Annotated in this window: 11 protein-coding genes; 9 read left to right on the plus strand and 2 right to left on the minus strand. The window is 49.7% G+C overall.

The window, feature by feature from the left end; all coding sequences use genetic code 11:
* Positions 1–4 precede the first annotated feature (4 nt).
* Both ACFODX_RS11880 and ACFODX_RS11885 read right to left on the minus strand, forming a co-directional pair.
* Positions 5–409 (minus strand): NIPSNAP family protein, encoded by a 405-nt coding sequence (locus ACFODX_RS11880; RefSeq protein ID WP_378119348.1) that lies wholly within the window; start codon positions 407–409, stop codon positions 5–7.
* 274 nt (positions 410–683) lie between these two features.
* Positions 684–1,433, minus strand: a complete 750-nt coding sequence (locus ACFODX_RS11885; protein WP_378119350.1) for a fibro-slime domain-containing protein — start codon at positions 1,431–1,433, stop codon at positions 684–686.
* A 365-nt stretch (positions 1,434–1,798) separates the two neighbouring features.
* Between ACFODX_RS11885 and ACFODX_RS11890 the strand changes: the two genes are divergently transcribed.
* The 9 genes from ACFODX_RS11890 to ACFODX_RS11930 all read left to right on the plus strand — a co-directional run bounded on the left by ACFODX_RS11890 (position 1,799) and on the right by ACFODX_RS11930 (position 13,199).
* On the plus strand, positions 1,799–2,257 hold the full coding sequence (locus ACFODX_RS11890; RefSeq protein ID WP_378119352.1) for a DUF3429 domain-containing protein: 459 nt from the start codon (positions 1,799–1,801) through the stop codon (positions 2,255–2,257).
* A gap of 17 nt (positions 2,258–2,274) precedes the next feature.
* On the plus strand, positions 2,275–3,372 hold the full coding sequence (locus tag ACFODX_RS11895; RefSeq protein ID WP_378119354.1) for an ADP-ribosylglycohydrolase family protein: 1,098 nt from the start codon (positions 2,275–2,277) through the stop codon (positions 3,370–3,372).
* A 502-nt stretch (positions 3,373–3,874) separates the two neighbouring features.
* A complete protein-coding gene (ppc, locus tag ACFODX_RS11900) occupies positions 3,875–6,490 on the plus strand; it encodes a phosphoenolpyruvate carboxylase (RefSeq protein WP_378119356.1) in 2,616 nt (871 codons plus the stop codon).
* A gap of 290 nt (positions 6,491–6,780) precedes the next feature.
* Positions 6,781–8,025, plus strand: coding sequence for a methyl-accepting chemotaxis protein (locus ACFODX_RS11905; protein ID WP_378119358.1), 1,245 nt, complete (start codon positions 6,781–6,783; stop codon positions 8,023–8,025).
* Between the two features lie 10 nt (positions 8,026–8,035).
* Complete coding sequence (locus ACFODX_RS11910; protein ID WP_324257904.1) at positions 8,036–8,398, plus strand: response regulator; 363 nt, start codon at positions 8,036–8,038, stop codon at positions 8,396–8,398.
* A gap of 75 nt (positions 8,399–8,473) precedes the next feature.
* On the plus strand, positions 8,474–8,794 hold the full coding sequence (locus tag ACFODX_RS11915; RefSeq protein ID WP_378119360.1) for an STAS domain-containing protein: 321 nt from the start codon (positions 8,474–8,476) through the stop codon (positions 8,792–8,794).
* Entirely contained in the window at positions 8,791–10,989 is a 2,199-nt protein-coding gene (locus tag ACFODX_RS11920) for a chemotaxis protein CheA (protein ID WP_378119362.1), read from the plus strand. Before ACFODX_RS11915 ends, ACFODX_RS11920 begins: the two co-directional genes overlap by 4 nt.
* A 2-nt stretch (positions 10,990–10,991) precedes the next feature.
* Positions 10,992–11,501, plus strand: coding sequence for a chemotaxis protein CheW (locus ACFODX_RS11925; protein WP_324257901.1), 510 nt, complete (start codon positions 10,992–10,994; stop codon positions 11,499–11,501).
* Positions 11,502–11,540: 39 nt separating this feature from the next.
* The gene (locus tag ACFODX_RS11930) at positions 11,541–13,199 is read left to right on the plus strand and encodes a methyl-accepting chemotaxis protein (RefSeq protein ID WP_378119365.1); all 1,659 of its coding nucleotides are present in this window, start codon (positions 11,541–11,543) and stop codon (positions 13,197–13,199) included.
* Positions 13,200–13,274: the final 75 nt, after the last annotated feature.

Genomic DNA, 13,274 nt, shown 5'->3' on the forward strand with positions numbered 1-13,274 from the left:
ACCATCACTTAATCGCTGAAAATTCAGTAGCAGTCATAAAGATTGATTCTACTCCCGCGACAATTGGCCCGTTGGCTTCGCTGGCGGTGCTGACTTTTATCCATTCGGGGTCTTTGGAAAAAGCTTGCCATGAGGCTTCGGCGGCGCTGCGGCTTTTGTGTTTTAGGATGTAATAAAGTTTATTGCTGTCTTTGGAATCGGTGGGGAGCCAGTAACCGACATTTTCCATGCCGTGGCGCGCAAAAATTTTGGTGGTGTGGTTGGTGAAGCGCGTAATTAAATCCGGCATTTTTCCGGGGTGTGTGGTGTATATGCGCAATTCAAAAACGGGGGCTTGCTCGGTGGCGAAAGCGGGGAGCAAGGTAAGGGTAAACATCAGGCAGGCAATTGCGAGGATTATTTTTTTCATAGCTGTTTCAACTTTTGGCGGTAACTGGGTGGGAGGATGATTTGCTGCGATAAATTTGCTGGTATCTATGCAGCTCCCCAAGTCTAGGCGCTGTTGCTTGGCTTTGATGCCCGGTAAACGGATTTGTACAGGCTTTTACTTTTCTTCACCAAGGTGGGTTTGTTATTACATTTGTTATTGCAGTAGCTGCGCTGTTGCTTTGCGGCCGCTTAACTCGAGCAATAAAAAAACGAGCCTCGCGGCTCGTTTTTTGTGAAGCAGGGTTTTATTTTGCTTAGGCGCGCGCTTTTCTGCGTGCTATGCCTAAACCTAACAAGCCCATTCCTAACAGCAACATGGTTGCTGGCTCAGGTACTTCGTTGGGTTTCAATTTGATGGAGGTGTCGATGCGGAAGCTGGATGCCACAGTATGGCGCTCGGCAAAAAACAGGTGGAATGAATAATCATTGCCTGCGGTAAGGCCCAGTGTGTCCAGGTTTACGGTTTCGCTCATTGCGCCGTGAACACCGCCCAAGTCGATTACCAATTGGTCGTTAATAAATACCCATACGTCATCATCACCGGTAAAGGTGAAGGATTCGCCGCCTTGGTAAGTGAATGTGCTGTTTAAGCGGAAGGTGAAATGATAGTTGTGGCCATAACCCTGATTGCCGCCCAATTCACCATCCAGTGGGAAGAAATCGTTATTGATGTAGGTGTACACATTGGGGTTGCCGGAGATGGTATTGTCCAGCGTCAATGACAGGGATTTTTCACCCAGTACGTGGTTGGTGCCGCTGCCGAACCAATCTGCGAAGTTGGCTGCATTGGTTAAGGAGGTGCCGCCGTTGTAAACCGGAGTGCCGTCTGCGCCCAGAGTTTGCTTCACTAATCCATCAACTGCGCCACAGCACCAATCTTCAAAATCGGGGTGTGCTACATCTATGTCGCGCAGGGTTCCAGTCAGGTTTATGGTTCCCGCAGAGGCCAAGCTGGTTGCGCAAAGCGCCAGGGCCGCGAGGGTGGTTTTGAGTGTGTTTTTCATAGTATTTCCTTAATGTTGTATTTGCGTGCTGGAGAAAATATCTCGTTGTGCGAATAGCAACTCTTGTTCCATTTTTTTATTCATCAGTGCTTTCATGGGTATAGTCGATTGGTTCACACTTTTCCGAGGGTGAAGCGTAAAGTTATTCGACAATTTTTTGCGCTTCCCGCTTATCTTTTGTGGCGCTATGGATGTTTTGCCAAGGTTAGTGTTGTAGTTTTTACAAAAGTCGATTGATGCTGCATCAACGCCTGGGCCCTTGTTGTAGCCGTTTATTCTGGTGTGAAACTTCCCCGCATGATCCTATCCCGCGCCGCTCTCGAATAATTGCCAAATCAGTTGTGTATTCGGGTATGCCTGTGAATGTGAAAAATTCTCTTGCTGTTAATCGCGTTGCTATCGCTGGTGGTGTGTTGGGCTTGGTGCCTTTTTGGGGATTGGCTCTTGCACCTTGGTGGGCTGAGGGAGCTCTGGCGGCGGCTGGCCGGGGTTATCTGCTGAACTATGCCGCGCTGATTCTCACCTTTGTTGGCGCTATTTGGTGGGGCATTGCTGTGTCCTTGCCGCAGGCGGCGCTGGGGGCAGGCAAGCGCAGTATTTTGTTTGCCTGGAGTTTGTGCCCCTGTTTGCTGGCCTGGTTTTTATTGATGATCAACGCCCAGGCTGCGCTACTGGGAATGGCGGGTTTGCTTTTATTGCAATTGCTGTTGGATTTTATGTTGCTCTGGCGCGCGCAGTTAATCCCACGCTGGTTTTGGAATTTACGCATCGCGCTCAGTCTGGGCGCTGTGCCTGCGTTAGTTTTTGCGGCATTTAGTTTGTGACTCTTGAGGTGTCTTCCATGAATTCTCCAGTGCCAGAGTCTCGCTTGGTCGCCGCGCTACAAAACAGTCTGGTTGCCGATGCGCTGGCTATGCCGGTACACTGGTTTTACAACCCCTTGGATATTTATCGCGCTTTTCCCGGTGGCATACAAAAGTTTGAAGCGGCGCCGCAGTATCACCCTTCTTCTATTATGAATTTACATTCCACCAATGGCGGTGGGCGCGGCTCCCAGCAAGCGGGCGAGGCGGTGCAGGTTGTTGGCGATATTATTTTGAAGGGCAAGCGCCAGTATTGGGGAGTGGCCAATCAGCATTATCATCGCGGCCTGCCTGCCGGTGAAAATACCCTGAATGCCTATTGCCTGCGCTTGGTTATCCGCTGTCTCTCGGCTAATAAGGGTTGTTATGACCCTGCGCTTTTTTTGCGCCGTTACATTGAGTTTATGACGGCGGATAGCCCCCAACACCCGGATACCTATGCCGAGTCTTTTCATCGTGGTTTTTTTGCCAATCTTGCAAAAGGTGTAGCGCCGGAGCGCTGCGGGGCTGTCACCCACGATACGGCGTCGGTAGGTGGTTTGGTGATGATTGCACCTATCGCACTTGCAGGGCTGTTGCATGAGCGCGACCTGGCTCAAGTGCAAGCTGTGTGTCGCCTGCATTTACAGTTCACTCACCCGGATAAACACCTTGCGCAGGTGTGTGATGCCTATGTGGCGCTGATTGATGGCCTGCTATTTGGCAAAGGCGATGCCCGCGAATTAATCGCTGCGGCGGCGCGCCATTCTGCGGGTATTGATCCTGCGCAGCTGGTGCAGCGCTACAGCGATGACAACCAGGTAGTGGGCGGCAAGTTTTCGCGCGCCTGTTATATAGAAGACTCATGGCCCAGCCTGCTTTATTTGGCGTGGAAGTACATGGATAACCCGCGTCAGGCGCTGTTGGTTAATGCCAATCTCGGCGGCGATAACTGCCACCGCGGGGCGGTGCTGGGGGTTATTCTGGGGTTGGCCAGCGGTGCAGGGCTGGGTGATTGGTTCAGCCAATTAGAGCAAGCGCGAGCCATAGAGGTGGAGTTATCAAACTTGATGCTGGCGCTTAAATCGCCAGATTGAGTCATGCATAAACAGCGAATAATTACCGTGCAGGAATTGAGCAGCTTGTTCGCCGCCAGCAATAATCGGCACTCCACTCCATTACCAAAAGGTCATACACAGAGTTATTCACAGCTTCTGTGGATACTTGCTTGTGAATAAGTTGATCAACAATGCTTGGCACGTGATTTCTCGTTTGCGCTAATTTCGTGCAAAATGTCCACCCTTGGCTCCCTCAGCTGTCATTACCCGCCCATGTGGGCGTGTAAACAACGCGAATTTTTTAAGTATATCCGCGTTGGATTTTTGACAGGCTATTGCATCCCTGAGGGGGGCTTTGTAATCTGCGCGGCCGCCGTTAAGACGCGCGGCACTTGGCCCTGTTCCTTCTACAACTAGGCACAGATTTCGCAGCTTCCAAACCTTTGCTGTGTGTATTGGCCGAAAATCCAGCTGGTGACGAATAATCCCGTTCCTGTTTGGCTCTTTTTTCTTCCTCTTATCGATTGCTGGAGAGTTGCTCATGTTAAAACTGCCTGAAACCCTGCGCGAAAATGTACGCCTGCTAGGGGAGCTATTGGGTGAAACGATTCATGCCCATGAGGGTGAAGAGCTGTTCTCCAAAGTCGAAGGTATTCGCAAATTGGGCAAGGCGATCAACAAGGCCGAAAATGGCGACTCCGCGTCGTTGGTGGCTATGCTGAGCAGCCTGGATGACCAGAGCATCCTTCCTATAGTGCGGGCATTTAACCAATTCCTCAATTTGGCCAATATTGCCGATCAGGAATACTTCTCCAGCGCCGAAGCGGAAGCAGAAGACAAGTTGCAAGCCCTTATTCTTGAGCTGGCGGCAACCCAGGGCAAAGAAGCCTTGAGTGAACTGATCAATAAGCTGCGTATTGAGTTGGTGCTCACTGCGCACCCCACTGAAGTGACCCGCCGCACCCTGATTCGCAAATACGACCAAATTGTGGACACCTTGGCGGATCGCCAAAACCCCAGCCTGCTGGTCTTTGAGCAAGACAAACTGCGCGGCCGTTTGCACCGTTTGGTAGAAGAGATTTGGGCTACCGATGAAATTCGTACAACCCGTCCGACCGCGGTGGATGAAGCCAAGTGGGGCTTTGCCGTTATTGAAAACAGCCTCTGGCAAGCCGTGCCCGATTTTATTCGCCACCTGGATCGCCTTTCACAGCGCCATCTGGGCAGCCATTTGCCGGTGGATATCCGCCCCATTAAATTCTATTCATGGATGGGCGGCGACCGCGATGGCAACCCCAATGTAACCCACAAAATTACCCGCGAAGTTTTGTTACTGGGCCGTTGGATGGCCGCTGAGCTTTACTCGCGTGACATCTACAGCCTGGGTGGCGACTTGAGTATGAGCGAAGCCAGCGATGAGCTGCGCGCCATCTACCCCGATTCGCCAACACCCTATCGCGATGCTATGTACAGCTTGCGCCAGCGTATCCAATCCACGCTGGAGTGGGCCGAGGCTCGCCTGCAGGGGCGTGCTACAGAAGTACCGTCTGACTTGATCACCAGCCGTGAAGACCTGCTTGCGCCGCTCATGCTCTGCTTCCGTTCTCTGAACGAGGTGGGTTTGCCGCACATTGCCAACGGCCCCTTGGTAGATACCATCCGCCGTGTTCACTGTTTTGGTATCAACCTGGTGCCTCTGGATGTGCGTCAGGATGGCGACCGCCATGTGCAGGCAATCGATGAGCTGGTGCAATACCTTGAATTAGGCGACTACCGCGCCTGGTCAGAAGAGCAGCGTCAAGCCTTCCTGCTTGAATCACTCACCAGCAAACGCCCCTTGCTACCAGCAGTTTGGCCAATGAGCGATGAAACTGCTGAAGTCTTGGCCACCTGTCGCGTGGTAGCTCAGGAGCCGCGCGAGATACTCTCGCACTACATTATCTCCATGGCGCAGCAACCTTCCGATGTGCTCGCCGTAGCGCTCTTGTTAAAAGAGTGTGGCATGACCTGGAATATGCCGATTGTTCCCCTGTTTGAAACCCTTGATGACTTGGATCGTGCGCCAATTGTGATGGAGCGTTTGTGGGGGCTTGAGTGGTATCAACACTATTCGGCCCAGCAACAAACCGTAATGATCGGTTATTCCGACTCGGCAAAAGATGCCGGCAAGCTGGCGGCCACCTGGGCGCAATATAAAGCGCAGGAAAAGCTGGTCGCACTGGCGGATAAATTTGCGGTGTCACTGGTGCTCTTCCATGGTCGTGGCGGTACTGTTGGTCGCGGCGGTGGCCCGGTAGAGAAAGCCATGGCATCCCAGCCACCGGGTTCGGTAAAAGGGCGTATTCGTGTGACCGAGCAGGGCGAGATGATTCGCTATAAGTTTGGTCTGCCGCGCGTTGCTTTTAGCAGTCTGTCGTCCTACGTGACCGCAACCCTGCGTGCCACCATGTCGCCCAATGCGGCACCTAAAGATGAGTGGCGCGATCTGATCGAGCGCATGGGCAAGGCGAGCCTTGAAGCCTATCGCTCAGTGGTGCGCGGTCACAAAGACTTTGTTCCTTACTTCCGTAACCTGACGCCCGAACAAGAACTGAGTTTGCTGGCGTTGGGTAGTCGCCCGGCAAAACGCAAATCCACCGGCGGTGTAGAAAGCCTGCGCGCCATCCCTTGGGTATTTGCCTGGACGCAAGTGCGCCTCAATTTGCCGGCCTGGTTGGGTACGCGTCAGGCGTTTGAATACGCATTGGCGAATGATCCCAAATTGCTGGAAGACATGATTGCCAATTGGCCATTCTTTTCCAGTTTCCTTGACTTGCTGGAGATGGTAATAGGTAAAGCGGACGGCCCTATCTGCACCTATTACGAACAGCAATTGGTGCCAGTGGAATACCGTGGTTTGGGTGAGCAGTTGCGTGGCGATCTGAAAGCGCTGGAAACGCTGATTAACCAAATGAAAAAGCAGGACACCCTGCTGGCTGATGAACCTATGTTGCGCCAGTCATTGGAGGTGCGTAAGCCCTATGTTGACCCGCTCAACTACTTACAGGCCGAACTGCTCAAGCGTTATCGCAGCAGTGAAACCATTAGCCCCGATTTGGAACGCGCACTGAAAGTGACTATGGCAGGTATTGCTGCCGGTATGCGCAATACGGGTTGATTGACGCTCCAGTCGATTATCTTTGCGAGATAAAAAACGCCCAATCCTGCTTCAGGATTGGGCGTTTTTTTATTTGCCTTAAACGATTTAATTTTTCCCCTGCGCGTGTCGCTCTTTTTCCTTTGCTAATCCGCCAACTGCTTGTGACGCAAGAGTAATTTCACTCAATCCTGCTTTTTGACACCTAACTGAACCAGGTCTATACCTAAAACACCTACCCGATAGGCGCGCTTGCGGCGACACAACAGCATAAATGCTTCATCTGCACCTCACTTAGACGGATATTTCTGATGCGTAACAACCATTCTTACAGCGCCGCATCCGGCGCTACTCCCGGGTTATCCTCCGTTTCGTTTGTGCCGCTACTGGCCGGAGTTGCAGTATTACTGTTGGCGGCGCTTGCACTGGTTTTTTTCAGCAGCCTGGGCGGATTAGCAAAAGTAATAGTGATACTTATCATCCTTACTGCCGCCGTTGTGAGCTTTATGGCGGCCAACCAGCATGCCGCCCGCTCTACCCAGTTGGCGGCAGAGTTGGATAGGGCGCAGGCTGCATTAATTAGCGCGCAACAATACAAACCCCTGCTGGAAAACTACCAGCAATTAATCAAAGAAGTATTGCCACTGTGGCAGCGTCAAACCGAGTTGGCCCGCCATCAACTGGAATCCAGCATCACTGAGTTAGTAAACCGTTTTTCAGATATTCATCAGCGCCTGCAGGCTGCTGTTGCAAGTTCGTCTACCACTGCCGGCAATATGAGTGGCAGTCGGGGGCTGGGTGGAGTGATTCATTTTGCCAACAGTGAATTAAATGAGATCACCCAAAATTTACGTCAGGCGATAAATCAGCGCGATGAATTACTGGGTGAAATATCCGGCTTGTCCAAAATCACCGTTGAGCTCAGTGGCATGAGCGCCGATGTTGCAGGCATCGCATCGCAAACGAATTTGCTGGCGTTGAATGCGGCCATTGAAGCGGCGCGAGCTGGCGAATATGGGCGCGGTTTTGCGGTGGTTGCGGACGAAGTACGCACGCTTTCCACCCGCTCAGGTGAAACCGGAGCACGTATTGGGCGACGCATCGAACAGGTAAATTCTGTACTGCAAACCACACTTGAACGCACCACAGAATATGCCGCTGAAGATAATTCCCGGTTGAGTAAATCAGAGGAGTCCATCACCCAGGTACTTGAACAATTCCAACAGTCCAGCGAAAGCATTATGCATTCAGCACAAACCCTTGAGCATGAAAGTTCTGCTGTGCAAGCGAGTGTGGAGGAGGTTCTGGTTAATTTGCAATTCCAGGATCGCGTCAGCCAGATTCTGAGCCATGTCACTGACGATATGGAAAAGCTGGTGGGTGCCATTTCTGAGCAGGAAACACGCATTCGCCATGGTGAAGTGGTTGCCCCGATCGACATTAATGACTGGCTGCGCGCGGTGCAAAAAACCTACACCACACTGGAGCAAGTGGATGTGCACCGCGGTGCCAACCATTCCAAAAGTCCAAGCAATTCTGAAATTACCTTTTTTTAGGGAGTAGTGAATGTCCAAAGTTATTTTAGTGGTTGATGATTCTGCAAGTGTTCGTCAGGTTGTGGGTATTGCTTTGCGCGGTGCTGGTTATACGGTAGTAGAAGCTAGCGATGGTAAAGATGCATTGAACAAACTCGATGGACAAAAAATTAATTTGGTGATTTCTGATGTGAATATGCCAAACATGGATGGCATTAGTTTTGTAAAAGAAATGAAGCAAAAACCTGCTTATAAATTTACCCCAGTGATCATGCTTACCACCGAAGGTGCGGAAGAGAAAAAACGTGAGGGGCAAGCCGCGGGTGCAAAAGCCTGGATTGTAAAACCCTTCCGCCCTGAGCAAATGTTGCAAGCTGTTTCCATGCTCATCTAATAGCACTTCTTTATTGTTATTAAAGGTGGTGTGATGGACATGAATTGTTGATGGTTTAATCAATAGGCTAGAGCAATGAAAATTACACGCAAAAAAAACAAGGATATTACTACCTTGGCATTTGATGGTGATCTCACCATTTACCAAGTTACAGAAACCAAAGACGAGCTTTTTGCGGACCATGAGCGGCTCACGGAGAATATTGCTTTAGACCTACATAAAGTGGGCGAAATAGATACTGCAGGTGTGCAGCTATTACTATTTGCCAAGCGATTTTTTTCTGATGTGAATAAAAATATTTTTATTGTAAAAAGCAATGAAATTGTTGATTCAGTATTGCACAAGCTCGACATCTATTCACAATTTACCCAGGATGCAAAGGAGGCGAGCCTATGAACCTCGATGGCGCATTACAAACCTTTTTTGCAGAAGCCGAAGATTTACTTAATTCCATGGAGTCGGCGTTATTGCGGCTGGATGAAGGCGACTCTGACCCGGAAACTATCAACGAAATTTTTCGTGCGGCACACACTATAAAAGGTTCAGCCGGATTGTTTGGCTTGGACGACATAGTTGCATTTACGCACACAGTAGAAAATCTATTGGATCGCGCACGTGATAGCACCATTACGATTGGCGGCGACCTGCTCAGTATTCTCCTGCCATGTCGCGATCACATTGCGTTATTAATCGACAATGCTTTACAGGGGCGCGCTAACGATGCCGAGTGCTTGGCAAAAGGGCAAGCGTTGCTCGATTCCCTGCAGCCTTGGCTTGCAGAAAAAAATACCGATGAGCCTGTTTCAGCGGTGGCGAGTCAGGCCATACAAGCGGACTATATCAAGTCGCTGGTGAGTGAGAGTGAGCGCGAGTCCTGGCATATATCCGTGCGATTTGGGCCTGACTTGTTGCGCAACGGCATGGACCCACTCTCCATTATGCGCTTCCTTTCCTCGCTGGGTGAAATTACACACATCACCACAATTACCGATCATTTTCCCGACTACCAACATTTTGATCCTGAACAGCTTTATTTGGGGTTTGAGATAGCGCTATCCAGCACGGCCAGCCAGCAGCAAATTGAAGATGCGTTTATGTTTGTGCGGGAGGATTCAGAGTTAATTATTATTCCGCCGCGCAGCAATATTGATGCTTACATCAATCTCATTAAATCCCTGCCGGAAGATAACAAACGTCTTGGTGAAATTTTAGTGAAAAGCCATGCCATTAGTTATCAGGAATTGGATGCTGCGCTTGCAATGCAAAAGCAGCAGGCCAAAAGCCAGGCCCAAGTGAGTATGTTGGGTGATATTTTGGTGGAGGGCGAAGCGGTAGCGCCAGAAATTGTGGGTGCAGCCCTCGACAAACAAAAGAAAAATAATGAGAAAAAAACCAGCCCGGAAAATCGTTTTATTCGTGTTGATGCGGAGCGTTTGGATACGCTAATTAATTTGATTGGTGAGCTGGTAATTAATCGTCAGCGCATTGATTTGCTCGCCTCAAAAATGGGGAGTCCAACACTGATTGAAGCGGTAACCTCAATGGGTAATTTTACGGAAGCGATTCGCGATGCCGCGCTAACGCTGCGTATGGTGCCGGTGGGGGATACCTTCCAAAAATTTAAACGTGTAGTGCGCGATACAGCAAAAAGTTTGAATAAAGAAATTGAGTTGGAAATTGAAGGTGCTGAAACCGAACTGGATCGTTCGATGGTGGAAAAATTAAATGATCCATTGATGCACATAGTGCGCAATGCAATGGATCACGGCATTGAGTCCGTTGCGGTGCGTCAGGCGCGCGGTAAGCCAGCGCAGGGCACTATCAAACTTACCGCCTGCCACGATGCAGGCAATATAGTCATTGGCATCCATGATGATGGCGGCGGTTTGGATGTGGAAAAAATTCGCAAAAAAGCGATTGCCAACGGCATTCTGGATGAAAGTGTCCATCTGAGCCAGCAGGAAATTTTTCAATTAATTTTTCATCCCGGCCTTTCCACAGCCGAGCAGGTAACCAATCTCTCCGGTCGTGGTGTGGGCATGGATGTAGTGAAGCGCAACATCGAGGAATTGCAGGGCGGTGTGGAAATAGAAAGCGAAATGGGTGTTGGCACCAGCTTGAATATTCGTTTGCCACTAACCCTCGCTATTATCGATGGCTTCCATGTTGTAGCTGGGGCAATAGATTTTATTGTCCCGCAAAACACCATTCTTGAATGCGTTGATCTGAATTCGCTGAGTCATACCCAGGGTCAGAATTGCGTTAATTTGCGTGGTGAGCAAGTTCCTTACATTCGCCTGCGTGAAATATTTTCCTTGCAGGGGGCTGAGTCGGAACGCGAAAAAATTGTGGTGGTGCAATTCGGTGAGAAACGAGCAGGTTTGGTGGTAGATGAATTGCACGGCGAAATTCAAACCGTCGTAAAACCCATGGGGCCAATATTCCACGCCTTAAAAGGTATAGGTGGTTCCAGTTTATTGGGAACGGGTGCAGTTGCTTTGATTCTGGATATCCAACAACTCATCAGCTACGCCATTAATCGTGAAAATCTACGCAATAGCGCGCTACCTTTGACTGCGCAGGAGCAATAGTCATGAATCAACTTAATAAAACCAAAAAAAGCCATGTGCCTGAAGTTATCAAACAATACCTTACCTTTAATATTGGTAATGAACATTACGGTTTGGAGTTGTCACAAACACGCGAGATTATTGAATACAGTGGAATTACCGAGGTTCCACTCATGCCGAATTTTTTGCGCGGGGTAATTAATTTACGCGGTGAGGTGGTGCCGGTGATTGATTTGGCGGTGCGCTTGGGGAGAAAGCCAATCGAGGTGCAAAAGCGAACCTGCATTATTGTCGTTGAGTTGGAAAATAACGAGCAAAATCATGTGCTCGGTTTACTGGCTGATGCTGTCAGCGAAGTGATCGAAATGGATGATGAAAATATAGAGGATGCACCTTCGTTCGGCGCAAATATTCGCGCTGATTTTATCCATGGTATTGCCAAGCGCGATGATGAATTTATTGTGCTGCTGGATGCTAATAGCGCACTTTCCATTCGTGAATTGGCGCATTTGGTTGAGGCGCAATTGCAGTAGCATCAAAGCGTGCTGCCTTATATTAATAAGAGGTTTCCCATGTTCGCCAATATGACCTTAAAAGCAAAAATTTTGCTGCTCAGTACACTTATCCTGCTGGGTTTGTCGACCTTGGGTGTCTCTGCATATATGCAGCTGCGTCAATTCAATACCGTTGTGCACGACACCTCCGAGCATGTGCAGCGCCGCGCAGATATTTTGGCCGCCATAGAAGCGGCATCCATTCATTTCAAAACCCAGGTGCAAGAGTGGAAAAATATTCTGATTCGCGGCAATAACCCTGAGCAATTTATGCGCTATGTGGACGGTTTTGCCAAATCCGAAGCGGCAGTGCAGGAGCAGCTCACCCAGGCAATTCAATTGCAACAAGAAGAGGGCGTTGCCACTTCTGCAGCAGAAGCGTTAGTGCTTGAACATAAACAGCTTGGAAAAAATTACCGTTCTGCATTGGAAAAGTTTGACCAGCAAGATCCACAAGCCGGGAAAATAGTCGACAAATTAGTAAGCGGTATGGATCGTGAAACCAGCCGTCAAATGGATGAGTTGGCCAGTGCAACGTCTACCGGTTTTGCACAGTACTTAGTTGAATCAGAAGCGCGAACCAATCAAATATACAGTCACACGGTAAAGCTGTTGGTGCTTATATCAGCAATAGCTACGGCCATTATTATTGGTGTGATGACCTATATTTTTCGCGATATGTTCAACACCCTGGGAGGTGAACCTGCTTACACCGCTAACGTTGTTTCGCAAGTCGCCGATGGTTATTTGGATCTGCATATAGATTTAAAACCGGGCGATGAGACATCGCTGTTGGCCAGTGTTGCCAATATGCGCAAACAACTTGCAGAGATTATTGCAGAGGTGCGCAGCTCTGCAGATGCACTTTCTTCGGCCTCTGAAGAAGTGAATGCAACAGCGCAATCACTTGCAAAAGGCGCTTCGGTACAGGCAGCCAGTGTGGAAGAAACCTCTGCCTCAATGGAACAAATGTCAGCGTCTATTGCACAAAATACCGAGAACGCAAAAATTACCGACGGCATGGCGCAAAGTGCCGCGCGCGATGCAGCCAGCGGTGGAGAAGCGGTGATGAACACCGTATCGGCCATGCAAAAAATTGCCGAGCGCATCAGTGTGATTGATGACATTGCCTATCAAACCAATTTGTTAGCGCTGAATGCAGCAATTGAAGCCGGGCGTGCCGGCGAGCATGGGCGCGGTTTCGCTGTGGTTGCCTCGGAAGTGCGCAAACTTGCCGAGCGCAGCCAGGTTGCTGCCCAGGAAATAGGCACACTCGCATTGGATACGGTAAAACGCGCTGAAACCGCCGGCACTATGCTCAATCAAATGGTTCCCGCTATTCGCAAGACGGCAGATCTGGTGCAAGAAATTGCTGCCGCTTCCGCCGAACAAAATACCGGTGTGGCGCAAATTAACGGCGCTATTGGCCAGGTCAGTCAAACCTTGCAACAAAATGCAGCGGCTTCGGAAGAGCTGAGTTCCACCTCTGAGGAAATGAGTTCCCAAGCCATTCGCCTGCAAGAGTCAATGACTTATTTCAAATTACAGCTTGATAAAAAAACATCGCCGAATCGCCCTGCTGTAAGCGGTATTAAACCAACTGCGGTACGCCCCAAAAAAGTGGCAATGGCACAGCCAGTGGATGATATAGATAAAAATTTTGTACGTTTTAATTAATACCGGCTCAAGTTTCTGTAAACCAATAACGTGAGAGTTGCCAGGAATCCGGTGCGTTGTTATTAAATGGATCAA

This window comes from Cellvibrio fontiphilus (genome assembly GCF_042646205.1).
In the GTDB taxonomy this organism is placed as follows: Bacteria; Pseudomonadota; Gammaproteobacteria; order Pseudomonadales; family Cellvibrionaceae; genus Cellvibrio; species Cellvibrio fontiphilus_A.

What these genes read in the sequence shown, in the direction of transcription:
- ACFODX_RS11885 (WP_378119350.1), bottom strand. Translation starts at nt 1,433, where the DNA reads ATGAAAAACACACTCAAAACCACCCTCGCGGCCCTGGCGCTTTGCGCA.
- ACFODX_RS11930 (WP_378119365.1), top strand. Translation starts at nt 11,541, where the DNA reads ATGTTCGCCAATATGACCTTAAAAGCAAAAATTTTGCTGCTCAGTACA.
- ACFODX_RS11895 (WP_378119354.1), top strand. Translation starts at nt 2,275, where the DNA reads ATGAATTCTCCAGTGCCAGAGTCTCGCTTGGTCGCCGCGCTACAAAAC.
- ACFODX_RS11915 (WP_378119360.1), top strand. Translation starts at nt 8,474, where the DNA reads ATGAAAATTACACGCAAAAAAAACAAGGATATTACTACCTTGGCATTT.
- ACFODX_RS11910 (WP_324257904.1), top strand. Translation starts at nt 8,036, where the DNA reads ATGTCCAAAGTTATTTTAGTGGTTGATGATTCTGCAAGTGTTCGTCAG.
- ACFODX_RS11925 (WP_324257901.1), top strand. Translation starts at nt 10,992, where the DNA reads ATGAATCAACTTAATAAAACCAAAAAAAGCCATGTGCCTGAAGTTATC.
- ppc (WP_378119356.1), top strand. Translation starts at nt 3,875, where the DNA reads ATGTTAAAACTGCCTGAAACCCTGCGCGAAAATGTACGCCTGCTAGGG.
- ACFODX_RS11905 (WP_378119358.1), top strand. Translation starts at nt 6,781, where the DNA reads ATGCGTAACAACCATTCTTACAGCGCCGCATCCGGCGCTACTCCCGGG.
- ACFODX_RS11880 (WP_378119348.1), bottom strand. Translation starts at nt 409, where the DNA reads ATGAAAAAAATAATCCTCGCAATTGCCTGCCTGATGTTTACCCTTACC.
- ACFODX_RS11920 (WP_378119362.1), top strand. Translation starts at nt 8,791, where the DNA reads ATGAACCTCGATGGCGCATTACAAACCTTTTTTGCAGAAGCCGAAGAT.